The 25983-nt window shown below is 54.1% G+C and carries 25 protein-coding genes; 8 read left to right on the top strand and 17 right to left on the bottom strand.

Going from position 1 to position 25983, the window contains the following annotated elements:
- Window positions 1-161: 161 nt before the first annotated feature.
- On the bottom strand, window positions 162-728 hold the full coding sequence (gene gmhB, locus ACOTXL_RS10425) for a D-glycero-beta-D-manno-heptose 1,7-bisphosphate 7-phosphatase (protein ID WP_017383733.1): 567 nt from the start codon (window positions 726-728) through the stop codon (window positions 162-164).
- Between the two features lie 188 nt (window positions 729-916).
- On the opposite strand from gmhB, the gene metN reads away from it, so the two are divergent.
- The 6 genes from metN to proS all read left to right on the top strand — a co-directional run bounded on the left by metN (window position 917) and on the right by proS (window position 6496).
- Window positions 917-1948, top strand: a complete 1032-nt coding sequence (metN, locus tag ACOTXL_RS10420; RefSeq protein WP_032608553.1) for a methionine ABC transporter ATP-binding protein MetN — start codon at window positions 917-919, stop codon at window positions 1946-1948.
- Window positions 1941-2594: a methionine ABC transporter permease MetI gene (locus ACOTXL_RS10415; protein WP_003856130.1), complete on the top strand. Its 654-nt coding sequence runs from the start codon at window positions 1941-1943 to the stop codon at window positions 2592-2594. The genes metN and ACOTXL_RS10415 overlap by 8 nt, the downstream gene beginning before the upstream one ends.
- Window positions 2595-2634: 40 nt before the next feature.
- Window positions 2635-3450 (top strand): methionine ABC transporter substrate-binding lipoprotein MetQ, encoded by an 816-nt coding sequence (gene metQ / locus ACOTXL_RS10410; protein WP_003856132.1) that lies wholly within the window; start codon window positions 2635-2637, stop codon window positions 3448-3450.
- A 106-nt stretch (window positions 3451-3556) separates the two neighbouring features.
- A complete protein-coding gene (gene rcsF / locus ACOTXL_RS10405) occupies window positions 3557-3961 on the top strand; it encodes an Rcs stress response system protein RcsF (protein ID WP_003856133.1) in 405 nt (134 codons plus the stop codon).
- The gene (tsaA, locus tag ACOTXL_RS10400; RefSeq protein WP_032661668.1) at window positions 3958-4665 is read left to right on the top strand and encodes a tRNA (N6-threonylcarbamoyladenosine(37)-N6)-methyltransferase TrmO; all 708 of its coding nucleotides are present in this window, start codon (window positions 3958-3960) and stop codon (window positions 4663-4665) included. Before rcsF ends, tsaA begins: the two co-directional genes overlap by 4 nt.
- Window positions 4666-4777: 112 nt before the next feature.
- Window positions 4778-6496 carry a proline--tRNA ligase gene (proS, locus tag ACOTXL_RS10395; protein ID WP_003856138.1) on the top strand — a complete coding sequence of 573 codons (1719 nt, stop codon included), beginning with the start codon at window positions 4778-4780 and terminating at the stop codon, window positions 6494-6496.
- A gap of 45 nt (window positions 6497-6541) precedes the next feature.
- On the opposite strand, the gene nlpE is transcribed toward proS, so the two are convergent.
- The 3 genes from nlpE to ACOTXL_RS10380 are packed head-to-tail and all read right to left on the bottom strand — an operon-like array spanning window position 6542 to window position 8237.
- The gene (nlpE, locus tag ACOTXL_RS10390) at window positions 6542-7240 is read right to left on the bottom strand and encodes an envelope stress response activation lipoprotein NlpE (RefSeq protein WP_045350387.1); all 699 of its coding nucleotides are present in this window, start codon (window positions 7238-7240) and stop codon (window positions 6542-6544) included.
- Between the two features lie 38 nt (window positions 7241-7278).
- A complete protein-coding gene (arfB, locus tag ACOTXL_RS10385) occupies window positions 7279-7695 on the bottom strand; it encodes an alternative ribosome rescue aminoacyl-tRNA hydrolase ArfB (protein WP_003856142.1) in 417 nt (138 codons plus the stop codon).
- The gene (locus ACOTXL_RS10380; protein WP_003856144.1) at window positions 7692-8237 is read right to left on the bottom strand and encodes a YaeQ family protein; all 546 of its coding nucleotides are present in this window, start codon (window positions 8235-8237) and stop codon (window positions 7692-7694) included. Before ACOTXL_RS10380 ends, arfB begins: the two co-directional genes overlap by 4 nt.
- 195 nt (window positions 8238-8432) lie before the next feature.
- Here ACOTXL_RS10380 and ACOTXL_RS10375 point away from each other — a divergent pair, with 195 nt between their 5' ends.
- Together ACOTXL_RS10375 and rof are read left to right on the top strand one after the other, a co-directional pair.
- Complete coding sequence (locus tag ACOTXL_RS10375; protein ID WP_003856146.1) at window positions 8433-8633, top strand: YaeP family protein; 201 nt, start codon at window positions 8433-8435, stop codon at window positions 8631-8633.
- Window positions 8620-8880: a Rho-binding antiterminator gene (gene rof, locus ACOTXL_RS10370; protein ID WP_003856148.1), complete on the top strand. Its 261-nt coding sequence runs from the start codon at window positions 8620-8622 to the stop codon at window positions 8878-8880. Before ACOTXL_RS10375 ends, rof begins: the two co-directional genes overlap by 14 nt.
- Window positions 8881-8906: 26 nt before the next feature.
- Here the strand turns inward: rof and tilS are convergent, their stop codons facing one another.
- From tilS to rseP, 13 genes are all read right to left on the bottom strand, one after another.
- The gene (gene tilS, locus ACOTXL_RS10365; protein ID WP_045350388.1) at window positions 8907-10193 is read right to left on the bottom strand and encodes a tRNA lysidine(34) synthetase TilS; all 1287 of its coding nucleotides are present in this window, start codon (window positions 10191-10193) and stop codon (window positions 8907-8909) included.
- Between the two features lie 58 nt (window positions 10194-10251).
- Complete coding sequence (locus ACOTXL_RS10360; protein WP_003856151.1) at window positions 10252-10641, bottom strand: VOC family protein; 390 nt, start codon at window positions 10639-10641, stop codon at window positions 10252-10254.
- Window positions 10642-10707: 66 nt separating this feature from the next.
- Window positions 10708-12840 (bottom strand): lysine decarboxylase LdcC, encoded by a 2133-nt coding sequence (locus ACOTXL_RS10355; protein WP_045350389.1) that lies wholly within the window; start codon window positions 12838-12840, stop codon window positions 10708-10710.
- A 100-nt stretch (window positions 12841-12940) separates the two neighbouring features.
- Complete coding sequence (gene accA / locus ACOTXL_RS10350) at window positions 12941-13900, bottom strand: acetyl-CoA carboxylase carboxyl transferase subunit alpha (protein WP_410031824.1); 960 nt, start codon at window positions 13898-13900, stop codon at window positions 12941-12943.
- Window positions 13901-13912: 12 nt separating this feature from the next.
- Window positions 13913-17395, bottom strand: coding sequence for a DNA polymerase III subunit alpha (gene dnaE / locus ACOTXL_RS10345; protein ID WP_003856156.1), 3483 nt, complete (start codon window positions 17393-17395; stop codon window positions 13913-13915).
- Window positions 17396-17433: 38 nt separating this feature from the next.
- Window positions 17434-18030 (bottom strand): ribonuclease HII, encoded by a 597-nt coding sequence (gene rnhB / locus ACOTXL_RS10340; protein ID WP_045350390.1) that lies wholly within the window; start codon window positions 18028-18030, stop codon window positions 17434-17436.
- Window positions 18027-19175, bottom strand: coding sequence for a lipid-A-disaccharide synthase (lpxB, locus tag ACOTXL_RS10335; protein WP_045626000.1), 1149 nt, complete (start codon window positions 19173-19175; stop codon window positions 18027-18029). Before lpxB ends, rnhB begins: the two co-directional genes overlap by 4 nt.
- Window positions 19175-19963 carry an acyl-ACP--UDP-N-acetylglucosamine O-acyltransferase gene (gene lpxA, locus ACOTXL_RS10330; protein WP_003856164.1) on the bottom strand — a complete coding sequence of 263 codons (789 nt, stop codon included), beginning with the start codon at window positions 19961-19963 and terminating at the stop codon, window positions 19175-19177. The genes lpxB and lpxA overlap by 1 nt, the downstream gene beginning before the upstream one ends.
- A gap of 3 nt (window positions 19964-19966) precedes the next feature.
- A complete protein-coding gene (gene fabZ / locus ACOTXL_RS10325) occupies window positions 19967-20422 on the bottom strand; it encodes a 3-hydroxyacyl-ACP dehydratase FabZ (RefSeq protein WP_003856165.1) in 456 nt (151 codons plus the stop codon).
- Between the two features lie 104 nt (window positions 20423-20526).
- Window positions 20527-21552 carry a UDP-3-O-(3-hydroxymyristoyl)glucosamine N-acyltransferase gene (lpxD, locus tag ACOTXL_RS10320; RefSeq protein WP_003856168.1) on the bottom strand — a complete coding sequence of 342 codons (1026 nt, stop codon included), beginning with the start codon at window positions 21550-21552 and terminating at the stop codon, window positions 20527-20529.
- 3 nt (window positions 21553-21555) lie between these two features.
- Window positions 21556-22050: a molecular chaperone Skp gene (skp, locus tag ACOTXL_RS10315; RefSeq protein ID WP_003856169.1), complete on the bottom strand. Its 495-nt coding sequence runs from the start codon at window positions 22048-22050 to the stop codon at window positions 21556-21558.
- A gap of 123 nt (window positions 22051-22173) precedes the next feature.
- Entirely contained in the window at window positions 22174-24591 is a 2418-nt protein-coding gene (bamA, locus tag ACOTXL_RS10310) for an outer membrane protein assembly factor BamA (protein WP_003856172.1), read from the bottom strand.
- 31 nt (window positions 24592-24622) lie between these two features.
- The gene (rseP, locus tag ACOTXL_RS10305; RefSeq protein WP_003856174.1) at window positions 24623-25975 is read right to left on the bottom strand and encodes a sigma E protease regulator RseP; all 1353 of its coding nucleotides are present in this window, start codon (window positions 25973-25975) and stop codon (window positions 24623-24625) included.
- Window positions 25976-25983 lie beyond the last annotated feature (8 nt).

Below are 25983 nucleotides of genomic sequence, written 5' to 3'. Positions count from 1 at the left end.
CAACCCTGATTTTCAGGATTTTTTCTCTTCAGCCGACCGGGTTATCTGTGAAGTGATTCACATCCGCCGTGTCGATGGAGGCGCATTATAGGGAGCCGCCGAGGAATGACAAGCGGAAAAATGCATTTTTATTTCAACCGCTCACCTTTTCGCCAAAACGCCTATTTTTGGTGCTTTTTAATCTCTTTTGGCAGTTCTGCCAGACTAGTTATCACCCAGTCGGCTGCATTTTCTGCTTCTGGGGTGACCGGTTTACCGGTACGCACTAATACTTTGGTACCTACACCTGCCGCTGCTGCTGCCTGCATATCTTCCAGTTTATCGCCCACCATATAAGATGCGGCCATATCAATGTGCAGGAATTCCTGTGCAGAGATAAACATGCCCGGGTGTGGCTTACGGCAATCGCAGGTCTGACGATACGCCTCTACACTTCCCTGCGGGTGATGCGGACAATAATAGATGCCATCAAGATCGACGCCGCGATCGGCCAGAGACCAGTCCATCCATTCCGTCAGCGTCTCGAACTGCGCTTCGGTAAATTTACCCCGGGCGATACCGGACTGGTTAGTTACCACCACCAGCGCATAGCCCATCTCTTTCAACTGGCGCATGGCATCTATTACGCCCTCGATAAATTCGAACTCATCAATCTCATGGACGTAACCGTGATCCACATTAATAGTGCCGTCACGATCGAGAAAAATTGCGGGTACAGATTTTGCCACCGGTTTGCTCCTGAAAAAGGCTTGTTCGGCTAGTATCTCATGAATCGCAGCGCAATAAAGTGCTCATCGCAAAGAGGTGGATTGATTTAGACGTCTGGATGCCTTAACATCCATTTTGTTTACGGTCATTCCCCGTATCTGGCAGAAGAAAATGCCACGGCTAACTTACTTACGATAAAAATAATCTAATGATTAAACTTTCCAATATCACCAAAGTGTTCCAGCAGGGGAACCGAACCATTCAGGCGCTGAACAACGTCAGCCTGCATGTGCCTGCTGGTCAGATTTATGGCGTCATTGGCGCATCGGGTGCAGGTAAAAGTACGCTGATCCGTTGTGTTAACCTGCTTGAGCGCCCAACCCAGGGCAGCGTAGAAGTTGGCGGCCAGGAGCTTACCGCTCTCTCAGAAAAAGAACTCACCAAAGCGCGTCGCCAGATTGGCATGATTTTCCAGCACTTTAACCTGCTGGCCTCACGCACCGTTTTCGGTAACGTTGCGTTACCCCTGGAGCTTGATAACACACCAAAAGAAGAAATTACGCGTCGCGTCACCGAACTGCTCGATCTGGTTGGTCTGGGTGATAAACATGACAGCTACCCGGCAAATCTGTCCGGCGGGCAAAAACAGCGAGTAGCAATCGCTCGCGCGCTGGCAAGCAACCCAAAAGTGCTGCTGTGCGATGAAGCCACCAGCGCATTAGATCCGGCTACCACGCGCTCTATTCTGGAACTGTTAAAAGACATTAACCGTCGTCTGGGCCTGACTATCCTCCTTATTACACATGAAATGGATGTAGTGAAACGTATCTGCGACTGTGTAGCAGTCATCAGCAACGGTGAGCTGATTGAGCAGGACACGGTGAGCGAAGTCTTCTCGCACCCGAAAACGCCGCTGGCTCAGCAGTTCATTCAGTCCACACTGCATCTTGATATTCCGGAAGATTATCTGGAACGTTTAAAAACAGACGCAACGCCTGACAGCGTCCCGATGCTGCGCATGGAGTTCACGGGCCAGTCCGTTGACGCACCGCTGCTGTCCGAAACCGCGCGTCGCTTTAACGTGAATAACAACATTATTAGCGCGCAGATGGACTACGCCGGTGGCGTGAAGTTCGGCATTATGCTGACGGAAATGCACGGCACACAGGAAGAAACCCAGGCGGCAATTGCCTGGCTGCAAGAACATCACGTAAAAGTAGAGGTACTGGGTTATGTCTGAGCCGATGATGTGGCTACTGGTTCGCGGCGTTTGGGAAACGCTGGCAATGACCTTCGTATCGGGCTTCTTTGGTTTTGTGATTGGGCTGCCGGTCGGCGTGTTGCTGTACGTCACGCGCCCGGGTCAAATTATTGAAAACGCGAAGCTGTATCGCACGCTCTCTGCGCTGGTGAACATTTTCCGGTCTATTCCGTTCATTATTCTGCTGGTGTGGATGATTCCGTTTACTCGCGTGATCGTCGGGACGTCGATTGGTTTGCAGGCGGCAATTGTCCCGCTGACAGTAGGCGCGGCACCGTTTATCGCCCGTATGGTGGAAAACGCCCTGCTGGAAATCCCAACAGGCCTGATTGAAGCTTCCCGCGCGATGGGTGCAACACCAATGCAGATCGTTCGCAAAGTTCTGCTGCCAGAGGCGCTGCCTGGGCTGGTGAACGCAGCAACCATCACGCTTATCACCCTGGTCGGTTATTCCGCAATGGGCGGCGCCGTAGGTGCTGGCGGTTTAGGCCAGATTGGATATCAGTACGGCTATATTGGCTATAACGCTACCGTAATGAATACCGTTCTGGTATTGCTGGTTGTGCTGGTTTACTTAATTCAATTCTCTGGCGATCGTATCGTCCGGGCTGTTACGCATAAATAACGTTACAAACAACACAAACTCGACGAGTTAAGGATATAACATGGCGTTTAAATTTAAGACCTTCGCAGCAGTAGGCGCACTGATTGGCTCGCTGGCACTGGTGGGTTGCGGTCAGGACGAAAAAGATCCAAACCACATCAAAGTAGGCGTTATCGTCGGTGCAGAACAGCAGGTTGCTGAGGCCGCGCAGAAAATCGCTAAAGAGAAATATGGCCTGGACGTTGAACTGGTGACCTTCAACGATTACGTTCTGCCGAACGAAGCGCTGAGCAAAGGCGACATTGACGCTAACGCCTTCCAGCATAAACCGTACCTGGATCAGCAGATCAAAGATCGCGGCTACAAACTGGTTGCTGTCGGTAACACCTTCGTTTACCCGATTGCCGGCTACTCCAAGAAAATTAAATCTCTGGATGAACTCCAGCCGGGTTCACAGGTTGCCGTCCCTAACGACCCAACCAACCTTGGCCGTTCCCTGCTTCTGCTACAGAAAGTGGGCCTGATTAAACTGAAAGAAGGCGTTGGCCTGTTACCGACCGTTCTGGACGTAACCGAAAACCCGAAAAATCTGAAAATTGTTGAGCTGGAAGCACCACAGCTGCCACGTTCTCTGGACGATGCGCAGATCGCCCTGGCCGTGATCAACACCACTTACGCCAGCCAGATCGGCCTGACCCCAGCGAAAGATGGCATCTTCGTTGAAGATAAAGATTCCCCGTACGTCAACCTGATCGTGACTCGCGAAGACAACAAAGACGCGGAGAATGTGAAGAAATTCATACAGGCATATCAGTCTGAAGAAGTGTACCAGGAAGCCAATAAGGTGTTTAACGGCGGCGCGGTTAAAGGCTGGTAATCTCCCGGCAGTGTAATATCATCAAGACGGGCATTTGCCCGTCTTGTCATTTGTGCGGTCAACTGCTTCAATATCTGACGTTTTGATTATCCACTGAGGAATTATTATGCGTGCTTTACCGATCTGTCTTTTAGCACTGATGCTGAGCGGCTGTTCTATGCTAAGCAGATCTCCTGTTGAACCTGTTCAAAGCACTGCAACCCCGCCAAAAGCGGAGCCAGCAAAACCGAAAGCGCCTCGCGCTGCGCCGGTACGTATTATTACCAAAGCCGACGAGCTGGTCGGTAAGCCATTCCGTGAACTGGGCGAAGTGAGCGGCGAATCCTGCCAGGCAACGAATCAGGACTCTCCACCCAATATTCCGACAGCCCGCAAGCGTATGCAAATCAACGCGTCGAAAATGAAAGCCAACGCGGTGTTGCTGCACAGCTGTGAAGTCACCAGCGGCACACCAGGTTGCTATCGTCAGGCGGTATGTATCGGTTCTGCGCTTAACATTACGGCGAAATGAGTTCATTTCAGTTCGAGCAGATAGGCGTTATCCGCTCCCCTTATAAAGAAAAGTTCGCCGTGCCGCGTCAGCCGGGTCTGGTCATTCACGGCGGCGGCGAGCTTCATCTTGTCGCGCCGTATAACCAGGCCGATGCAGTGCGCGGGCTCGAGGCGTTCAGCCATTTATGGGTGGTCTTTGTGTTTCACCAGACCATGGAAGGCGGCTGGCGTCCCACTGTGCGTCCTCCTCGTCTGGGCGGAAATGCCAGAATGGGGGTCTTTGCCACCCGCTCAACCTTTCGTCCCAACCCCATCGGAATGTCGCTGGTCGAGCTGAAAGGCATACGTTGTCAGAAAGATCAGGTGATCCTGGAGTTAGGTAGCCTTGACCTGGTTGATGGCACACCGGTCATAGATATTAAGCCTTACCTGCCCTTCGCCGAAGCGCTGCCGGATGCTCGGGCAAGCTATGCTCAGGACGCACCGCAGGCAGATATGCCGGTTCACTTCACGTCTGAAATAACGACGCAAATCAGCGAGCTGGAAAAGCGTTATCCACGTCTGCGTGACTTTATCGTTGAAGTGCTGGCGCAGGACCCCCGTCCCGCCTACCGTAAAGAAGAGGAAGCCGGGAAAACGTACGCCGTCTGGCTGCTGGACTTTAACGTGCGCTGGCGCGTGACTGCGGCGGGTTTTGAAGTGTTTGCCCTGGAACCCAGGTAATTTTGTTCTCCTCTCTTTTGGCATCTTTGCCACACTGGTAAACTAAACCACTTTTTTTGTGTCAGGCTGGTGTTTCAGCCTGTTCCAATCGTCGAAATGGAACCGTAACAACATGCGTACTAGCCAATATCTGCTCTCCACTCTGAAGGAGACACCTGCCGACGCCGAGGTGATCAGCCACCAGCTGATGCTGCGCGCCGGGATGATCCGCAAGCTGGCCTCCGGGTTATACACCTGGCTGCCGACCGGCGTGCGCGTCCTGAAAAAAGTCGAAAACATCGTGCGTGAAGAGATGAACAACGCCGGTGCTATCGAGGTGTTAATGCCGGTCGTTCAGCCCTCTGAACTGTGGCAGGAGAGCGGTCGCTGGGAGCAGTACGGTCCTGAACTGCTGCGTATTGCCGATCGTGGCGATCGTCCATTCGTCCTCGGCCCAACGCATGAAGAAGTGATCACCGATCTGATCCGTAACGAGCTGAGCTCTTACAAACAGCTGCCGCTGAACTTCTTCCAGATCCAGACCAAGTTCCGTGACGAAGTGCGTCCACGCTTTGGCGTCATGCGTTCTCGCGAGTTCCTGATGAAAGATGCTTACTCTTTCCATACTTCTCAGGAATCGCTGCAAGAGACCTACGACAAAATGTACGCGGCCTACAGTAAAATCTTCTCCCGCATGGGGCTGGATTTCCGTGCTGTACAGGCTGATACCGGTTCAATCGGCGGTAGCGCCTCCCATGAATTCCAGGTTCTGGCGCAGAGCGGCGAAGACGATGTGATCTTCTCTGACTCCTCTGATTACGCCGCGAACATCGAATTTGCAGAAGCGCTGGCACCAAAAGAACCACGCGGCGCGGCAACGCAAGAGATGACGCTGGTTGATACGCCAAACGCGAAAACCATCGCCGAGCTGGTTGAGCAGTTTACTCTGCCGATCGAAAAAACCGTGAAAACCCTGCTGGTGAAATCGGCTGAAGGTAGCGCTTATCCACTGGTTGCCCTGCTGGTACGAGGCGATCACGAGCTGAACGAAGTGAAAGCCGAGAAGCTACCGCAGGTTGCCAGCCCGCTGACCTTCGCAACGGAAGCGGAGATCCGCGCCGTGGTGAATGCAGGTCCTGGTTCTCTGGGCCCGGTGAACATGCCTGTTCCGGTGGTCATTGACCGCACCGTTGCGGCGATGAGCGACTTCGCTGCGGGCGCAAACATCGACGGTAAACACTACTTCGGCATCAACTGGGATCGGGACGTGGCGACGCCGGAAGTGGCTGACATCCGTAACGTGGTCGCAGGCGATCCAAGCCCGGACGGCAAGGGTACCCTGATGATCAAACGCGGTATCGAAGTAGGCCACATCTTCCAGCTGGGCGATAAGTACTCACGCGCAATGAACGCTGCCGTTCAGGGCGAAGATGGTCGTAACCAGGTTCTGACCATGGGCTGCTACGGCATTGGCGTAACGCGCGTTGTTGCTGCCGCTATCGAGCAGAACTATGACGAACGCGGAATCGTCTGGCCGGATAACATCGCGCCGTTCCAGGTAGCGATCCTGCCAATGAACATGCACAAGTCTTACCGCGTGCAGGAGCTGGCTGAGAAACTCTACGCTGAGCTGAGCGCGAAAGGTATCGACGTGCTGATGGATGACCGTAAAGAGCGTCCTGGCGTGATGTTTGCTGACATGGAACTTATCGGTATTCCACACACCATCGTCATTGGCGACCGTAACCTCGACAGCGACGAGATTGAATACAAATACCGTCGCAACGGCGAAAAACAGATGATCAAGACGGGCGATATTCTTGATTACCTGGTGAAAGCCATCAAAGGTTAAGAAACAAAAAACCCCGCCAGTGCGGGGTTTTTTAATGGCTATATCTTATTTACTGTCGCAGTCTTTCCCCGCAGCAAACTTCGCGTCTTTATCTGCCACCAGCGTTTTCACCAGCTCACCGCTATCCGGGTTTGGCTCCAGCGTAAAATGCCCTTCAACCGTCAGCAACACGGGCTTACTGTCGTTGCCGCGCGCGACGGCGTAGTCTCGCTCCAGCTGGGCATTGTTCGCCACGCTGACTTTCTTCCCGGTTGCACAGTCCGTGAAGATCGCCGCATCCGCCATGTAGAAATACATCCCTCGCATTGCCATTGGGGTGGCTGGCAGGGTCGCTTTCACCGGGGCCAACGTGTAGTTGAACTGGGATTCAATCGGATTGCCTTCGCGATCGAGCATCTCCATCCCCTCGCCTTTGGCGCGGAAATAAGTTTTATCGCCCGTGGTATCCGTCAATACCAGCTTTTCAGCCGTACGCGCCCATGTTCCATAAGATGCAAAAGAAGACGGTTCTTTCGCCCCCTGGTAACGCTGGTTCATGACCCAGGTGCCATCTTTTTGCAGGAACAGAGAGGTTTCGATGCCCTCGCAATCTGCACACGGTAATACGCCGCGCCAGCTTTGCTGCATCGGCTTTAATTCTTCATTTTGCGTTGGCTGTAGTACCTGCGTTTCCGAACGGTTATTACAGCCAAAAAGCGCAAACAGGCTTGTCACGGCCAGCGCTGATAATAATGCTTTTTTCACAATACTTTCCTTATGAAAAGGGTAACCCTTTCGTCACATTATGGGTGACGGACTTTGCCACGCAGTGATTTTACGGTGGATTTCTGCGCCTTCGATGACAACCGACGTTCTTTCGATGCCCGCGTTGGACGTGTTGCCCGGCGACTTTTTTGTACAGCCGTCAGCTCTTTGATGACCGCGACCAGCCGGGCAATTGCCGCTTCCCGGTTAAGCTCCTGGCTGCGATACTCCTGCGCTTTAATCACTATCACACCCTCGCTGGTGATCAGGTGATGGCTGGCGGCAAGCAGGCTTTCTTTATAATACTCTGGCAGGCTGGAGGCCCGAATGTCAAAGCGCAAATGGATAGCCGTTGAGGCCTTGTTAACGTGCTGCCCCCCTGCGCCCTGGGCCCGGATAGCGGTGATCTCCAGCTCGTTATCAGGGATGCTGACATTTCGGGACAATACAATCATGATGCGGGCTGCCAGGCCGTGAGATGAATTTCCAGATTATTCTGAGAATCGGAAAGCCAGATGGCACCGTCCTGAATTGTTGCCTGTAGCGCCATCGTCCGGCTGGCGAACGCACTCAACTGCGCCAGCTGTTCATCATCCAGATACCAGACGGTGAGATTTTTGAACTGCGCACATTTATTTTTATTTTGTTGCCACCAGATCTCCGCCGCGCGCTGGTTGTAGGCAAACAACGCCACTTCAGCAGACTGGGTGCAGGCCTTTTTGATCCTGCGTTCATCCGGCAGGCCAAGCTCAATCCATAAATCGATACCCAGATGATCGTTGCGCAGCCAGGCTTCCGGTTCATCTTCCGCGCTTAAACCACGGGTAAATTGCAGACGCTCGTCGGCATACTTAATCCACGCCAGCAGGCGCAGCATCATGCGCTCCTGGGTTTCAGAAGGGTGACGCGCCAGCGTCAATGACGCATCCAGAAACTGGTTACGGTCAAGATCCGCCACATTGACCACAGCTTTATAAATAGTCGCTTTCAGCGCCATGAGAGAACTCCTTTCGAATCAGGCGTACATTGTAGCGAAAACCGCGGCAAAAGGCTGTTACGAGGTGGTGGCTCACTCTTATCAAGGCGCTGATATTGCTTAAATGAGTATGGTATAGTCACCTTGCTAAACCGAGTTTAACTTCGTAGGCTTAATGATATCTCACAGTAAGTCAGTACGCTGGCAGGAGGTGATGTGAATAATTATTGTGAGTTGATTCGCAGACGGTATGCGGAGATCGCCAGCGGAGATCTGGGGTACATTCCGGATGCGTTGGGCTGTGTATTGAACGTGCTAAATGAAGTGGCCTCTGATGAGAGCCTTTCTGAATCGGTCAGGGAAAAAGCAGCGTATGCTGCGGCGAATTTACTGGTGAGCGATTATGTCGATGAATGATACTTATCAACCCATCAATTGTGATGACTATGACAACCTCGAACTCGCCTGCCAGCATCATTTAATACTGACGCTGGAGCTAAAAGATGGCGAAGTGCTAAAGGCAAAGGCCAGCGATCTGGTTTCCCGTAAAAATGTGGAATACCTGGTTGTGGAAGATGCAGGTGCAACGCGTGAGCTACGCCTCGACAAAATTGCCAGTTTCAGCCATCCGGAAATCGGCACCGTCGTGGTGAGCGAATCCTGATAACCAACGGGCAGCCAGGCTGCCCGTTACGCTTTCCATTCAAAATTAACACCCGCTTCAGCCCACCCCTCTTCAGTGATGAACCCCCCTGCCGCCGCGATGAGCGTGTCGCCGTAAAACAGAAGCGGCGTGGTATCACGTCGCCAGGGCGGAACGTTCTGTTCCTGCCAGATTTTCTTCAGCTTACGCCCGCCGTTACGACCGACGATATGCAGCATGCCGCTGGCCCTGAAGCGTATGGTAACGTTCTCGTCCGGCTCAGGTAGACGCACATTGCCCGAATGACTTAACGCAACGACACCGGCATTCATCGGTAGCGTTAATGCTTTTTCCGGCGACGGCCAGCCGAGCACAACGCCAGCCAGCGACGGCACAGATTTTACCCACCAGAGTTGCCCTTTATAACGCCTGACGTCATAACCATTCAGGTGTATACACGGTGCGGCATCTTCCCTCGCCTGTGCAACTTCCTCCCAGATACGGTTGAGCATCGCCCTGGACGGCATAACCGCACGGTGGTAAGCCAGCCAGCGGCGAATCAGAGCAGCCCGACGCACGGGGCTCATCACCTTCAACGGCGCAACGTTCAGGGCACCGTCAGCGGTAATCAGTGTATTCAGCTCCCCGCTGAGCAACTCATCCAGCAAGCTTTCCTGTTCAGCACACAGCATGGCGCTTCTGGCCGCCGCTTCGGAAAAATGCGCCCAGCGCTCACTCAGCAGCGGTAAGACGCGCAGGCGCAGGAAGTTACGGTCGTAACTGTCGTCCTGATTGCTGTCGTCTTCAATCCAGCACAGATGATGCTGCTGCGCCCAGGCTTCCAGTGATGCGCGCGTCTCACCCAGCAGCGGGCGGATGAGCTCTGTTTCAGCAAAATCAGCGCGCTCAGGCATGGCGGATAAACCCGCAGGCCCGCTGCCCCGCTTGAGCGCCAGTAAAAACGTCTCGCACTGGTCGTCCAGATGCTGCGCGGTGACCAACGCTTCTCCAGGCTGTAATGCGCCAGAAAACGCGGCGTAGCGGGCTTTCCGCGCCTGCGCCTCAATACCCAGCCCCTCATCCTCAAGCGTGACGCGTTCAACGATCAGCGGGATCTCCCACCCTGAGCACACCGCTTCGCAGTGCGCCACCCAGTCGTCGGCATGGGGGCTTAAGCCGTGATGGATATGCATCGCCCGCAGCTGGACGTCAGGCTCACGGTCGCGCCAGAGCTTAAGGCGGTGCAGCAAAACGGTGGAATCCAGGCCACCGCTGAACCCCACCAGCAGCTGGCGGTAGGGTGAAACGGCGTGCGCGATAGCGGGTAAGGTCATAGGAAATTACACATAAAAAATGCCCGAACTGAACGGGCATTATCACACATGACGGCGATTACTGCTGATAAAGCTCCAGCGGCAGGCCGTCCGGATCGTTGAAAAAAGTGAAACGTTTATCGGTAAAGGGATCGACACGAATCGCTTCGCAGGCCACGCCGTGGGCTTCCAGATGTTTTACCGCGCTGTCCAGGTCATCGACGCTGAAGGCCAGGTGGCGCAGGCCGCAGGCTTCCGGGCGTGAAGGACGCGCTGGCGGGAAAGGAAAAGAGAACAGCTCAATCACATATTGACCGTTTAACGCCAGATCGCCTTTCCAGGAGTCGCGCTCCTCACGGTAGGCCTCGCTCAACAGCGTAAAACCGAGAACGTCGCAGTAGAATGCCTTACTTTTCGCATAATCGGTGGCAATGATCGCAATATGATGAACCGCTTTTAAACCCAGCATAGTTTCTCCTTTTTATGATGTCCTGAACGTTACAACCGACAACCCGCCCCTGGCAAGCGGCCCCTTTTATTTTAGGACTCTCACCCAGTACACGCCGTTATCGTCGCGTTTCGCGCCATGAATATCCGTTTCAAAGCCAGGATAGTGGCGCCCCACCGAACAGAGCATCAGCAGGAAATCGAGCACCGCCCGGCTCTCCTCGGTGATCATTTCACCCGGCATCAGCAGCGGCACGCCTGGCGGATAAGGCAGGATCATGTTGGCCGATACCCGCCCGACCAGGTTCTCCAGTTCAACGGTTTCAACCTCCCCTTTCACCTGGCGCTGCCACGCCCTGTGCGGCGTCAGCTTCATTTCAGGCAGAACATCAAATGCCTGCAACATCAGGCGCGGCAGATCGTGCTGGCGGATCAGCCTGTGGATCCCCTGGGCCAGATCCTGAATACGCATATTGCGGTAGAAGTCAGGATCTTCCGCGTAGAGATCCGGCAGCATGTTCTTCACCCGCAGGTTCAGATCGTATGCGCGCTTAAACTCCATCAGTCCCCGGAGCAGCCCCATCGCACGGGTTTTATCGATCCCTATGCTGAACAGGAACAGCAGATTATAGGGGCCGGTTTTCTCCACCACCACGCCGCGCTCATCAAGGAACTTCGCCACCAGCGCAGCCGGGATCCCTTCCTCACCCATCACACCCTGCTCATCCATGCCCGGCGTCAGGATTGTCACCTTAACCGGATCGAGGAACATGTGGTCCGCATCAGCATCCCGAAAACCGTGCCAGCTCTCCCCCGGCGCGACGGGCCAGCATTCTGCCTCATCAATCTCTTCCGGCTGCCAGATATCAAAGAACCAGCCGTCCGCTTCATCTTTAAGTCGCTGAACCTCTTTTCGGAAATGCAACGCCCGCTCCACCGAACGATTGATCAGGCGTTTACCCGGATTACCGCGCAGCATCGCCGCCGCCGTTTCGATGGACGCCACCAGCGGGTAGCTTGGCGACGTGGTCGTGTGCATCATGAAAGCTTCGTTGAAGGTGTCCTCGTCGTACTCACCCTTGATGTGAATGAGAGACGCCTGGGAAAACGCGGCCAGCATTTTGTGCGTCGACTGCGTTTCGAAGAACACCTTGCCCGACACCCGCTCGCCGCTCATCCCACTTTTACCCGAGTAAATCGGGTGGAAATTAGTGTAAGGCACCCACGCGGAGTCAAAGTGAATCGACGGCACGTCCAGCGTCTGCTTGATCCAGTTCGTGTTGTAAAGCAGCCCGTCATAGGTGGAGTTGGTGATCACCGCATGCACAGGCCAGCTTGCCTCGGGGATAGCCGCGATCTTATTCTCAATGGCTTCATGCGCGAACTCACGGCGAGGAATGCCGCCGAGGATCCCCAGCGCATTACGCGTGGGAGACAGCCAGAGCGGCACCACATCGCTCATCATCAGCAAATGCGCCAGTGATTTATGGCAGTTTCGGTCAATCAGCAGCGTACTGCCGGCAGGCGCGGCGTACATCCCGACGATTTTGTTCGAGGTTGAGGTACCGTTGGTCACCATGTAGCTTTGCTCGGCGCCAAAGGTCCGGGCGATGTACTCTTCGGCTTCCAGATGCGGGCCGGTATGATCCAGCAGAGAGCCTAACTCGGTGACCGAAATCGACACGTCCGCCTTCAGCGTGTTACCGCCGAAGAAATCGTAGAACAGGCATCCCACCGGGCTTTTTTGATAGGCCGTTCCCGCCATATGGCCTGGCGTACAGAAGGTGTACTTCCCTTCTTTCACATAGGTGAACAATGCGCGCGTAAACGGCGGTGTGATGTTATCGAGGTATTCACCGGTGTACTGCTGAATGCGGGTTGCAATGTCCTCGGCAACGCCGAGTGAGTATTCGAAGAACCACAGCGCCATACGCATATCGTGCGCGCTCACGTCCATGGTCGAGTGAGTGTTGATAAAGGCGTACAGCGGAAGATATTCGTTGAGCTTATTGATATCGCTGCACAACTCCATGTCGTATTCGTCCCAGTCGAATATCACGCCACAGATGCGCGGATTGTGTTCGATAAATTTCAGCAGGTCGGCGCTGTTTTGCGGCCAGATCAGCTGGTATCCGCGTGCTTTAAGGGCTTGCTCCAGCTCCTTGATGGGTTCGTCTTTATAAAAGACGCCGTGTGGCCCCATGATGGCAATGATGTTCATGGTTTACCTCCTTGAAAAACATCAGATAAGCATAGTTAAGGTAAACGGCAGGTATAAAAAAAGCCGCAACAATGTGCGGCTTTTAGGATAATTGTGAGGCTTACGCGTAACCGTAGGTCATCAGACGCTGATAACGACGGTTGAGCAGATCTTCTGTGCTCAGCACGTCCAGGTCCGCCAGGTCTGCCAGCAGCTGCGCTTTCAGGGAAGCAGCCATCACTTCCGGCTTACGATGCGCGCCACCCAGCGGTTCAGGGATAACGGTGTCGATCAGCTTCAGCTCTTTCAGACGTGGGGCAATGATGCCCATCGCTTCAGCAGCCAGCGGCGCTTTAACGGCACTTTTCCACAGGATGGAGGCACAGCCTTCCGGAGAGATAACGGAATAGGTACTGTACTGTAGCATATTCACTTTATCGCCCACGCCAATTGCCAGCGCACCGCCGGACCCACCTTCACCGATAACGGTACAGATGACCGGCACTTTCAGGCGAGACATCTCGCGCAGGTTGCGTGCGATGGCTTCAGACTGACCGCGCTCTTCGGCACCAACCCCCGGGTAAGCACCCGGCGTGTCGATGAAGGTGATGATTGGCATATTGAAACGCTCAGCCATCTCCATCAGACGCAGGGCCTTACGGTAGCCTTCTGGTGCTGGCATACCGAAGTTACGACGGATTTTCTCTTTGGTTTCACGGCCTTTCTGATGACCAATGATCATCACCGGACGTCCATCCAGACGCGCGATACCGCCGACGATAGCTTTATCGTCAGCGTATGCGCGGTCGCCTGCCAGTTCGTCAAATTCGTCAAACGCCAGGCGGACATAATCCAGGGTGTACGGACGCTGTGGATGTCGCGCCAGCTGGGCGATCTGCCATGCGCCGAGATCGGCAAAGATTTTGCGCGTCAGTTCTACGCTTTTTTCGCGCAGACGATGCACTTCTTCGTCGATGTTAATATCCAGTTTTTCATCCTGACGGCTCACGGCTGTCAGAGAATCGATTTTCGCTTCCAGCTCTGCAATCGGCTGTTCGAAATCAAGGAAATTCAGACTCATAGTATTCCTGTATTAGTCAAACTCCAGTTCCACCTGCTCCGAACCAATGAGGCCACGGAGATCGTTCAGTAAACGATCGCTCGGAGAGACACGCCACGTTGCACCAAAGCGCAACCGCGCGCGTGCATCCGCCCTCTGATAGTAGAGATGTACTGGAATGGTCCCCGAGCGGTGGGGTTCCAGAGACTGACGGAGTCGGTTTAAAAGCTGGTCATCAATTTGCCTGTCCGTCAGCGAGATAGCAAGCCCGCGAGCATATTTTTCCCGGGCTTCGTCAATGTCCATCACTTCGCGGGCGGTCATTTTAAGCCCCCCGCTGAAGTCATCAAAGCTGACCTGTCCGCTGACGATAAGTATGCGGTCTTTTTCCAGCAATTGCTGGTATTTATCCAGCGCGTCGGTGAACAACATCACCTCCAGACGCCCGGAACGGTCATCCAGGGTACAGATGCCGATACGATTGCCGCGCTTGGTGACCATTACCCTTGCAGCAATCACGAGCCCCGCAGCCGTGGTGATTTTACCACGTTCTGTCGGATGCATGTCTTTAAGCCTGTGGCCGCCGACATAGCGCTCAATTTCTTTAAGATACTGGTTGATCGGGTGTCCCGTCAGGTACAGACCTAACGTTTCCCGCTCTCCATCCAGCACTACCTGTTCTGGCCACGGCTGGCAGTTGGAATAGGACTGCTCGATCTGCTCTGGCTCTTCCGCCAGCACGCCGAACATATCCGCCTGGCCAATGGCTTCCGCTTTCGCATGCTGATCGGCCGCCTTCAGCGCATCGCCGAGCGAGTTCATCAGCGCGGCGCGGTGTGGCCCCAGACGGTCAAACGCGCCGGACATGATCAGTTTTTCCAGCACGCGGCGGTTCAGTTTTTTGGTATCGGTACGGGCGCACAGATCGAACAGCTCACGGAAGTAGCCGCCGTTGTTACGCGCTTCAATGATCGCCTCGATCGGACCCTCACCCACGCCCTTGATCGCGCCGATCCCATAGACGATTTCCCCGTCATCGTTAACGTGAAAATGATACAGGCCCGAGTTAATATCCGGCGGCAGGATCTTCAGCCCCATGCGCCAGCACTCGTCCACCAGGCCAACCACCTTCTCGGTGTTGTCCATATCAGCAGTCATTACCGCTGCCATAAACTCAGCGGGATAGTGAGCTTTCAGCCACAGTGTCTGATACGAAACCAAAGCATAGGCGGCGGAGTGAGATTTGTTAAATCCGTACCCGGCGAATTTCTCCACCAGGTCGAAGATTTTCATCGCCAGTTCGCCATCGATGCCGTTTTTCTTCGCTCCATCTTCAAAGATGGAGCGCTGCTTGGCCATCTCTTCCGGCTTTTTCTTACCCATCGCACGACGCAGCATGTCTGCGCCGCCAAGGGTATAACCCGAAAGTACCTGGGCGATCTGCATCACCTGTTCCTGATACAGGATGATGCCATAGGTTGGCTCCAGTACCGGTTTCAGGCTTTCATGCTGCCACTGCACGTCCGGGTAAGAAATCTCTTCGCGCCCGTGCTTACGGTCGATAAAGTTATCCACCATCCCCGACTGCAACGGCCCCGGACGGAACAGGGCCACCAGCGCGATCATATCTTCGAAGCAGTCTGGTTGCAGACGCTTAATCAAATCTTTCATGCCGCGGGATTCAAGCTGGAAGACGGCTGTCGTCTCCGAGCGTTGCAGCATGTCGAAACTTTTCTTGTCATCAAGCGGGATAGCCGCGATATCCAGCGGCGGTTCGCCGTTCTTCTCGCGACGGGCGTTGATCATCTCCAGCGCCCAGTTGATGATGGTCAGCGTACGCAGGCCGAGGAAGTCAAACTTCACCAGCCCGGCGTATTCCACGTCGTTCTTGTCGAACTGGGTGACCGGATGCTGGCCCGCTTCATCGCAGTACAGCGGCGCGAAGTCGGTGATTTTGGTCGGGGCGATAACCACGCCCCCAGCATGCTTACCGGCGTTACGCGTGACGCCTTCCAGCTTGCGCGCCATGTCGATCAGCGCTTTGACCTCTTCGTCGGCTTCGTAGATTTCCGGCAGCTGAGGTTCAGCTTCAAAGGCTTTCGCCAGAGTCATGCCCGGATCGGGCGGCACCAGCTTAGAGATACGATCGACAAAACCGTACGGGTGGCCCAGAACGCGGCCCACGTCGCGGATAACCGCTTTCGCCGCCATCGTCCCGAAGGTAATGATCTGTGAAACCGCATCACGACCGTACATATCGGCCACGTGCTCAATCACCTGGTCGCGTTTTTCCATGCAGAAGTCGACGTCAAAGTCGGGCATGGAGACACGTTCCGGGTTGAGGAAACGTTCGAACAGCAGGTCGAATTCCAGCGGATCGAGGTCGGTGATTTTCAGTGCGTACGCCACCAGCGAGCCGGCACCGGAACCACGGCCCGGGCCTACCGGCACGCCGTTATCCTTCGACCACTGGATGAACTCCATCACGATCAGGAAGTAGCCAGGGAACCCCATCTGGTTGATCACCTGGAGTTCAATATCCAGGCGCTCGTCATATTCAGGACGCTTCTCTTTACGGACCGCTTCATCCGGGAAAAGGAATTCCAGACGCTCTTCCAGACCCTCTTTCGATTTCATGACCAGGAAATCTTCGGTGGTCATGTCGCCCGTCGGGAACTGCGGCAGGAAGTATTCGCCGAGACGCACGGTGACGTTACAGCGCTTGGCAATCTCTACGCTGTTTTCCAGCGCTTCCGGGATGTCCGAGAAAAGCTCACACATCTCCTCTTCGCTGCGCATGTACTGCTGCGATGAGTAGTTGCGCGGGCGTTTCGGATCGTCGAGGGTGAAGCCGTCGTGGATAGCGACGCGAATTTCATGCGCGTCAAAATCGCCCGCCTCAAGGAAGCGCACATCGTTGGTGGCCACTACAGGCAGGCCACGCGCTTCCGCCAGGGCGACGGCCGCATGCAGATAGCTCTCTTCGTCCGCACGCCCGGTACGGATCAGCTCCAGGTAATAGCGATCCGGGAAATACTCTTCGTAGAACGAGACGCACTGATCCACCAGCGCGTTGTTACCGCGCAGCAGACATTTGCCGACATCCCCCATACGACCACCGGAGATCAGCAGCAAACCTTCGTTCAGCTCTGCCAGCCAGTCGCGGTCAATCCATGGACCCAGTGCGCCGTAGCCGCGCTGGTAGGCTTTTGAGATCAGCAGAGTGAGATTCTGATAGCCCGTGTTATTCATGGCTAACACGGAAATTTGCGTCATCTCATCGCCGAGCAGGTCGCTCTGCACATGAAAATCCGCACCGACGATGGGCTTTAATCCTGCGCCATGCGCCGTTCCGTAGAACTTCACCAGGCCACACAGGTTGGTAAAATCGGTGATCGCCAGCGCAGGCATGCCAAGCGAGGCCGCCTTTTTTACCAGCGGCCCGGTCTTTGCCAGCCCATCGATCATGGAGTAGTCGCTATGCACCCGCAGGTGTACGAAACGTGGTTCAGCCATCTTCAAATCCCGCGTTACTTAATTGCTTGCGTCTTGATTCAGGACACCAGTCCCAGCGCGCGTTTCACCGGGCCAAAGCTGCGCCGATGATGTTCAGTTGCGCCATGTTCAGCCAGCTTTTCCAGATGGAAAGCCGTTGGATATCCCTTGTGCTGGACGAAACCATACGCGGGATAAGTGAGGTCCAGCGCGGCCATTTCAGCATCGCGCGTCACTTTGGCAATGATTGACGCCGCACTGATTTCTGCGACGCGGCTATCGCCTTTAACAACAGCCATGGAAGGCATCGGCAGCGCCGGGCAACGGTTACCGTCGATCAGTACATACTCAGGCACAATCTTCAGGCCCGCAACGGCACGCTGCATCGCCAGCATGGTAGCGTGCAGAATGTTTAGATCGTCAATCTCATGCGGTTCTGCGCGCCCGAGACTCCAGGCCAGCGCCTTCTCTTTAATTTCATCGAACAGCGCTAAACGACGCTTTTCGCTCAGTTTTTTCGAGTCGTTCAGGCCAACGATCGGGCGGGCTGGATCGAGGATCACCGCCGCGGTCACAACGGCACCCACTAACGGGCCACGACCGACTTCATCCACACCGGCAACGAGGTGGGTATGGGGATAAATAAATTCCATCATTGTGCTAACTCCAGCACCGCATCGGCCGCCTGCTCATCAGCATTACAGCGGATCAGTTGATGCAGTTCACGGAAGGTATCATGCATCTGGTGGCTGGTTTTACCGTTGGCCAGCAGCGGCAGCAGCGCATCTGCCAGCGCCTGCGGCTGGCATTCATCCTGCAAGAGCTCTTTCACCAGCTCGCGACCCGCAAGCAGGTTTGGCAGAGATACGTAATCTGTTTTTACCAGACGTTTTGCCAGCCAGAAGGTAAACGGCTTCATGCGATAACCGACCACCATTGGGCATTTTGCCAGCATACACTCCAGCGCAGCCGTGCCGGAAGCCAGCAGTGCGGCATCGCTCGCAAACATAGCTTGCCGCCCTTTTCCGTCCAGCAGGCGGACGTGAAGATCCGGGGCGACGTCGGCTTTGATACGCTCAAACTGCTCCCGGCGTTTGGCATTCACCAGCGGCACGACCACTTCAAGATCGGGGTAAGTCTTGCGAAGAATTTGCGCCGTTTTCAGGAAATCGGCACTGAGCATTTCAACTTCCGCACCCCGGCTTCCTGGCAGCAGCGCCAGACAATGCACATCATGCGGGATGCCCAGTTCGTCACGCGCCGCGTTTTTATCCGGATCCAGTGGCATGGCATCCGCCATGGTATGACCGATAAAACGGCACGGGACATTAAATCTGTCGTAAAACGCTTTTTCGAAAGGCAGAAAAGCCAGCACCAGATTGGTGGACCGTCCGATTTTGAAAACGCGTTTCTGTCGCCACGCCCACACGGATGGGCTGACGTAATGGATCGTTTTGATCCCCTGCTTTTTCAGGTTCCCTTCAAGGGTAATATTGAAATCAGGCGCATCAATGCCGACAAATACATCGGGCTTGAGGTCGGTAAAGCGGCGGGTAAGGTCGGCGCGGATATGCAGCAGGCGACGCAAGCGGCCCCGCACCTCGACGATGCCCATCACAGCCAGCTCTTCCATTTCATACCAGGCTTCGCAGCCTTCGGCCTGCATTAGCGGCCCAGCCACGCCCACAAAGCGGGCATTGGGTACACGGGCTTTAAGCGCGCGGATAAGACCTGCACCAAGAATATCGCCGGAGGTTTCTCCGGCGACCAGGGCGATGGTAAGCGGACGACTGTCGACCATTAACGAATCAGACCACGGGTTGAACGTTCAAAGAATTCCATGAACGTTTTCACTTCAGGGTGCTTATTCGCCAGCTCGGCAATTTCCGGCTTAGCCTCTTCCAGCGTTTTACCGCTACGGTACAGCAATTTGTACGCGTTGCGGATCGCGGTAATCGCTTCGCGGCTGAAGCCACGACGCTTGAGACCTTCAATGTTCACGCCAAACGGCGTGGCATGGTTGCCCTGCGCAATCACAAACGGTGGGACGTCCTGCGCCACACCGGAGCATCCGCCGACCATCACGTGTGCACCAATGATGCAGAACTGATGGACTGCGGTCATGCCGCCAATAATGGCGAAATCATCGACCGATACGTGTCCCGCCAGCGTTGCGTTGTTGGCGAGAATACAGCGGCTCCCCACGGTACAGTCGTGCGCAATGTGCGCATTAACCATAAACAGGTTGTCGCTGCCCACCTTCGTCAATCCACCGCCTTGCGTTGTACCACGATGAATGGTGACGCTTTCGCGAATGCGGTTACGATCGCCGATTTCCACGCGGGTCGGTTCGCCAGCATACTTGAGATCCTGGTTAACTTCGCCGATGGAGGCGAACTGATAGATCTCATTGTTGCAGCCAATGGTGGTATGACCATTCACGACAACGTGAGATTTCAGTACTGTACCCTCACCAATTTCGACATGGGGTCCAACAATACAAAACGGGCCGATGTGGACATTGGCACCAATGATGGCACCCGTTTCCACAATGGCGGTAGGATGAATAAAGGCGGATTTATCAATCACGTATCAGGCCTCCCGGCTACGCGCACACATCATTGTCGCTTCGCAAACAACTTTGCCGTCAACCATAGCTACGCCTTTGAAGCGAGTCAGGCCGCGACGCGTTTTTTCAAAAGTGACTTCCATGATCATTTGATCACCAGGCACGACCGGACGCTTGAAGCGCGCTTCATCGATACCCGCGAAGTAATAGAGTTCACCCGGTTCCAGTTTACCTACGCTTTTAAACGCCAGAATACCGGTAGCCTGTGCCATCGCTTCCAGGATCAATACCCCAGGGAAGATAGGCTTACCAGGGAAGTGCCCCTGGAAGAACGGCTCGTTAACGGAGACATTTTTCACTGCGCGCAGAAAACGACCTTCTTCAAAATCCAGCACACGGTCTACCAGTAAAAACGGATAGCGGTGCGGCAGAAGTTCTAAAATCTCTTCAATATGCAGAGTATGAGTGTCAGTAGTCAAAATACTCTTCCTGTCAAATGTACTAAGTAGCAATAATAACACGGCCTGCCGGTTTATAAACAAAGCCGACAGGCCGGGAAATTTAGCGTTAAACGGATGAACGCTTAGTCTTGTTGATCGATTTTGCGCTCAATCGCTTTGAGTCGCTTGCTCATATCATCAATATTCATCACCAGTGCAGCTGTTTTACGCCAGACCTTGTTCGGTTGCAGCGGAATACCGGAGGAATAAACGCCAGGCTCAGTGATTGGACGCATCACCATGCCCATCCCCGTCACCGTGACTTTGTCGCATATTTCCATATGGCCATTGATCACGCTGGCACCGCCAATCATGCAGTAACGGCCAATTTTCAGGCTGCCTGCCATGATAACACCACCCGCAACTGCGGTATTGTCGCCAATCACAACGTTATGTGCAATCTGGCACTGGTTGTCTATGATAACACCGTTACCAATAATGGTGTCGTCAAGCGCACCGCGGTCGATGGTGGTGCAAGCGCCGATCTCCACACGATCGCCGATAATCACGCGACCCAGCTGAGGGATCTTAACCCAGTTACCCCGATCGTTAGCGTAACCAAATCCGTCAGAACCAATCACCGTGCTGGACTGTACGAGACAATTCTCGCCAATCTCAACCTCATGGTAGACAGAGACATTGGCCCACAGACGAGTCCCTGCGCCAATTTTCGTATTTTTTCCAACAAAGCAGCCTGGGCCAATCACCACGTTATCACCCAGCACGACGCCGGATTCGATAACGGCGTTTGCGCCGACTGATACGTTGTTACCCAGCTGAGCCGTCGGATCAATCGCAGCACTGGCTGCAATGTTCTGTGCCGGCTGCGGCGTGGTATCAAGAATTTGGGCCATGCGCGCATAGGTCAGGTAGGGATTTTTCACTACCAGTGCAGCGCTAGTGGCAAACGGAAGATCGTCCTGCGTCAGAACAACGGCAGACGCCTGGCACTGGGCCAGGTGTTCACGGTACTTAGGGCTTACCATGAAGGTAATAGTGCCTGCTTTAGCAGATTGCATGGACGCAACAGCGGTGATGACGATATCGCCATCACCGTGTAATTCTGCATCCAACTGCTGAGCTAAATCAGCCAGTCGAATTGAAGGCATTACTTATTTAACCTGTTTCAGAACATCAGCGGTGATGTCTTTAACATCGCTGCTGTTGAATGCAACGGCGTTCGAATCAACAACCAGATCGATGCTCTGATCGGCTGCGACTGCTTTAACGGCAGACTGAATACGCGTCACCAGTTTGCCACGCTCTTCGTTAGAACGACGCTGACGATCCTGCTCGAAAGCCTGCGCTTTCTGAGAGAAGGTCTGGCGCTGAGACATGACGTCTTTTTCCAGTTTGCTGCGCTCGCTCGCTTTCATGGTAGAACCATCACGCTGAAGACGCTGCATCTTGGACTGAAGATCACCTTCCATACGTTGCAGTTCGCTCGCACGGCCTTTGAATTCGTTTTCCAGCGTTGCAGAAACACCGGTTTTCTGTGCAACCTGCTGGAACAAATTACCCATGTTGACGATTGCAATTTTATCCGCTGCCTGAGCAGAAGTTGCCATCGCTAAACCGAGACCTGCAGCTAATAACCACTTTTTCACAATTAACTCCTTACCATCCCATTGGCACCCGAGGGGTACCGTTCTTTGCGTGGCAAGGCGATCGTTTTACCGATCGCCGGTTGTCAGCGCTACACTGCCAACGCATTCCATTGCAGCGGATTATTACCAGGTTTTACCAATGTTAAACTGGAACTGCTCCGCTTTGTCTCCATCGTATTTCTTAAACGGCTGGGCGTAAGAGAAGACCAACGGCCCCAGCGGTGACATCCATTGTAATGCGATACCTGCAGACATGCGAATGTTGCTCGGATCGCTGTAGTCCGGAACCCCCGCCGCACGCATCTGGGCGGTGTTCTCCCAGTTGGTGTCCCACACTGTACCTGCATCCATAAAGAAGGAGGTGCGGACAGAGTTTGCGTACTTGTCGCTGATAAACGGCGTAGGCGTGATGAACTCGAGGCTCGCCACGGCCATAGCGTTACCACCTACTGCGTCATCAGAGCTACATACTTGCTTAGGATCACGGCTTGCGCAGTTATCTTCGTCATTACCGCCGTAATAAACCGCTTTCGGACCAATGTTATTGGACTGGAAGCCACGCACGGTGCTTGAACCACCGGCGTAGAAGTTTTCATAGAACGGCAGTTCTTTGCTTCCAATACCGTCACCATAACCCCAACGGGTACGACCCAGAACAACCCACTTGTGATCTTCATCAATTGGGAAGTAGGACGCCGTATCCAGCGTGACCTTGTAGAACTCGTTATCCGAGCCCGGGATAGTCACTTTACCGTTCAGGTTGACACGTGAACCTTCCGTCGGGAAGTAGCCACGGTCAAGACGGTTGTAGGTCCAACCGTAGTTGAAGGTGAAGTCATCCGCGGCGAAACCGTTGTCATCGCTGGACGTACTCGCCGACTGACCGATGGAGTCCAGGTAACGCCACATCGCCACCTGCGGTTGCATGTTGGACAGGTCGTTATGCACGTACCCTAAACCTGCGCGCAGGGTGTTGTATTCGTTAACCGGGAAGCCGAGCGTACCATCCAGACCGTAACTCTTGTTGGTATACGAGGAGAGGTCCGCGTCATCCGCTTTAAAGTCGTTATAGAAGATACGACCGCCCAGGCTTACACCGTCAACGGTGAAGTATGGGTTGGTAACAGAGAACTCAGAGTAGGTCTGGTAGTCGTTTTTCGTCCCGTTGATACCGACAGAGTAGCCCGTACCCAGCCAGTTATCCTGCTGAACACCGACCTGGAAGCTCACGCCACTTTCAGTACCGTAACCAATACCAAAGTTGAAGCTACCGGTATTACGTTCTTTAACTTTATAAACAACATCAACCTGATCCGGACGACCTGGTACACGCTGAGTATCGGTATCGACCGTTTCGAAATAGCCCAGACGGTTCAGACGCTCTTTACCCTGGTCTACCAGATCGCTTCCCAGCCATGCCCCTTCCATCTGGCGCATTTCACGGCGCAGAACGGAGTCTTTAGAGGTATCGTTACCTTCGAAGCGGATCTTACGCACATAGAAACGGTTGCCCGCATCAACGTTAACGTGCAGCTTAACGGTTTTATCCGTGTCGTTAATTTCCGGCTGCGTTTGCACACGCGGATACGCATAACCATAACGGCCGAGCAGCTTCTTAATGCTGTCTTCCATTTTGGTGACTTTAGATCCGCTGTACAGATCGCCCGGCTGAATTTTGGTCAGAGATTCAATTTCAGCTGAATGTCCTGCCAGGTTGCCGCTGACTTCAACACCTGAAAGCGTGTACTTATCGCCTTCAGTGATGTTAACGGTAATGTAGATACCTTTCTTGTCCGGAGTCAGACTCACCTGAGTTGAATCGATGTTGAAACGGGCGTAACCGCGATCCAGATAGTAGCTGCGCAGGGTTTCAAGGTCACCCGCCAGTTTCTGTTTCTGGTATTTACGATCGCCCACCACGTTCCACCACGGCACTTCGTCACGCAGCTGGAAGTTGGAGATCAGTTCGTCGGTGCTGAACGCGTGGTTACCCACGATGTTGATCTGCTGGATCTTCGCAGAAACACCTTCCTGGAAGACCAGTTTCAGGTCGACACGGTTACGTGGCAGCGGTGTAACAACCGCTTTAACGCTCGCGCTGTATTTACCGACGCTGTAATAGAAATCTTCCAGACCTTTTTCAATGTCTGCAAGGGTTGTGCGGTCCAGAGATTCCCCCACACGAACACCCGATGCCTCAAGGTTCTGCTTGAGCATGTCATCTTTCACCGACTTGTTGCCGGAGAAAGTGATGCTGGCAATCGTTGGACGTTCTTTTACCTGAACCACCAGCGTATCACCATCGCGCAGGACGCGGACGTCCTCAAAGTTGCCAGTGGCAAACAGAGCACGGATGGTGTTACTGATATCTTCATCATTAACCGTATCGCCGGGGCGCACAGGCATACTGAGGAGGGCCGCACCAACGGCGACACGCTGAAGGCCTTCGAAATGAATATCTTTCACTACGAACCCGTCAGCACCGTATACGGTCGCGCTGCTAAACAGCAGCGACGCTATGAGCAACTTTTTCATCGCCATCGTTATTATGCGTTCTTCCTAACTAACTCTCTTACAACCGAGAGAAATCATTGAAAAGTGCAAGCCCCATTAACAGCACCAGCAAAATCGAGCCAATGCGATAACTAAAGTCTTGAACTCGCTCGGATACCGGTCCGCCTTTTAGCTTTTCAATCGCTAAAAACAGCAAATGGCCCCCATCTAGTACGGGAAGCGGGAACAGGTTGATTATCCCCAGGTTCACGCTAATCAGCGCAAGGAACATGAGATAGTAAATCACCCCGAACTCCGCTGACATCCCAGCCCCCTGAGCAATCGAAATTGGCCCACTGAGGTTGTTCAGTTTCACATCACCGGTTATCAATTTCCCCAACATGTTGACCGTAAGCTTCATCAGCTGCCATGTTTTATCCGTGGCCTCAACGATGGCGCTAAACGGCCCATACTGGCGTATTGTCTTGTACTCATCTGGCAGTGGGATCACTTTCGGCACAACGCCGGCAAACCCTTCCGCCTTACCGCCGCCCGATTTGGTATCCGGGGTGAGAGTCAGTGAGAGCGAACTCCCCTGCCTTTCCACTTCCAGCGCGAGCGGCTTGCCTGGATTATCGCGCACCAGAGTAACAAAGGTCATCCATTGTGTTAATGGCTGACCATCGACTTTAACGATCCTGTCACCCGCTTGTAAACCTGCTTTACTCGCTGCCGATTTGGCCTGTACTTCGGCTAATACCGGCTCGATCTGCGCGCCGCGCGGTCGAATCCCGAGTGCGGCGACAGGGTCCTCTTTGTCTGGCTCAAAGCGCCAGTGGCGTAAATCCAGCACTTTTTCCTGCCGCTGGTCGGAACCAAATGGCGATACGCTGACGGTTGTCTGCTCATCACCGATTTTGGCAACCAGTTGTAACCTCACGGCATCCCAATCAGGGGTTTCGATACCATCAATCGCTTTAAGTTCCATTCCCGGTGTAATTTGCGCCGTTGCCGCAATAGAACCCGTGGTGATTTCGCCCACGACCGGGCGCACGCCAGGCACGCCGATGATAAACACCAGCCAGTAGGCGAAGATAGCGAAGATGAAATTGGCTACCGGGCCGGCAGCGATGATGGCAGCACGTTGTCCAACAGTTTTATTGTTAAACGCGCGATGGCGAAGTTCCGGGGCGACAGGCTCAACGCGTTCGTCGAGCATTTTGACATAGCCGCCCAGGGGAATCAGAGCAATGACAAACTCGGTGCCATGCTTATCGGTACGCTTCCAGAGCGATTTGCCAAAGCCAATCGAGAATCGCTCCACCCGCACACCACAGCGCCGGGCAACCCAGAAATGGCCAAATTCATGCACGGTAATCAGTACACCCAGTGCAACAATGAACGCCGCCAGATTCCAGAGAATGCTCAGCATAAAACCTT

The organism is Enterobacter cloacae complex sp. IR5402 (assembly GCF_049238125.1).
Taxonomy (GTDB): domain Bacteria; phylum Pseudomonadota; class Gammaproteobacteria; order Enterobacterales; family Enterobacteriaceae; genus Enterobacter; species Enterobacter hormaechei_C.
This window is presented reverse-complemented; position numbering and strand designations above follow the sequence as displayed.

Excerpts from the sequence above, each read along its gene's own strand:
- ACOTXL_RS10415 (WP_003856130.1), top strand. The coding sequence starts at position 1,941 with ATGTCTGAGCCGATGATGTGGCTACTGGTTCGCGGCGTTTGGGAAACG.
- rnhB (WP_045350390.1), bottom strand. The coding sequence starts at position 18,030 with ATGATGGAATTTATTTATCCCCATACCCACCTCGTTGCCGGTGTGGAT.
- rof (WP_003856148.1), top strand. The coding sequence starts at position 8,620 with ATGTCGATGAATGATACTTATCAACCCATCAATTGTGATGACTATGAC.
- accA (WP_410031824.1), bottom strand. The coding sequence starts at position 13,900 with ATGAGTCTGAATTTCCTTGATTTCGAACAGCCGATTGCAGAGCTGGAA.
- metN (WP_032608553.1), top strand. The coding sequence starts at position 917 with ATGATTAAACTTTCCAATATCACCAAAGTGTTCCAGCAGGGGAACCGA.
- dnaE (WP_003856156.1), bottom strand. The coding sequence starts at position 17,395 with ATGGCTGAACCACGTTTCGTACACCTGCGGGTGCATAGCGACTACTCC.
- rseP (WP_003856174.1), bottom strand. The coding sequence starts at position 25,975 with ATGCTGAGCATTCTCTGGAATCTGGCGGCGTTCATTGTTGCACTGGGT.
- lpxB (WP_045626000.1), bottom strand. The coding sequence starts at position 19,175 with ATGGTCGACAGTCGTCCGCTTACCATCGCCCTGGTCGCCGGAGAAACC.
- ACOTXL_RS10360 (WP_003856151.1), bottom strand. The coding sequence starts at position 10,641 with ATGCTGGGTTTAAAAGCGGTTCATCATATTGCGATCATTGCCACCGAT.
- ACOTXL_RS10355 (WP_045350389.1), bottom strand. The coding sequence starts at position 12,840 with ATGAACATCATTGCCATCATGGGGCCACACGGCGTCTTTTATAAAGAC.
- lpxD (WP_003856168.1), bottom strand. The coding sequence starts at position 21,552 with ATGCCTTCAATTCGACTGGCTGATTTAGCTCAGCAGTTGGATGCAGAA.
- tsaA (WP_032661668.1), top strand. The coding sequence starts at position 3,958 with ATGAGTTCATTTCAGTTCGAGCAGATAGGCGTTATCCGCTCCCCTTAT.
- bamA (WP_003856172.1), bottom strand. The coding sequence starts at position 24,591 with ATGGCGATGAAAAAGTTGCTCATAGCGTCGCTGCTGTTTAGCAGCGCG.
- ACOTXL_RS10380 (WP_003856144.1), bottom strand. The coding sequence starts at position 8,237 with ATGGCGCTGAAAGCGACTATTTATAAAGCTGTGGTCAATGTGGCGGAT.
- proS (WP_003856138.1), top strand. The coding sequence starts at position 4,778 with ATGCGTACTAGCCAATATCTGCTCTCCACTCTGAAGGAGACACCTGCC.
- arfB (WP_003856142.1), bottom strand. The coding sequence starts at position 7,695 with ATGATTGTATTGTCCCGAAATGTCAGCATCCCTGATAACGAGCTGGAG.
- tilS (WP_045350388.1), bottom strand. The coding sequence starts at position 10,193 with ATGACCTTACCCGCTATCGCGCACGCCGTTTCACCCTACCGCCAGCTG.
- metQ (WP_003856132.1), top strand. The coding sequence starts at position 2,635 with ATGGCGTTTAAATTTAAGACCTTCGCAGCAGTAGGCGCACTGATTGGC.
- rcsF (WP_003856133.1), top strand. The coding sequence starts at position 3,557 with ATGCGTGCTTTACCGATCTGTCTTTTAGCACTGATGCTGAGCGGCTGT.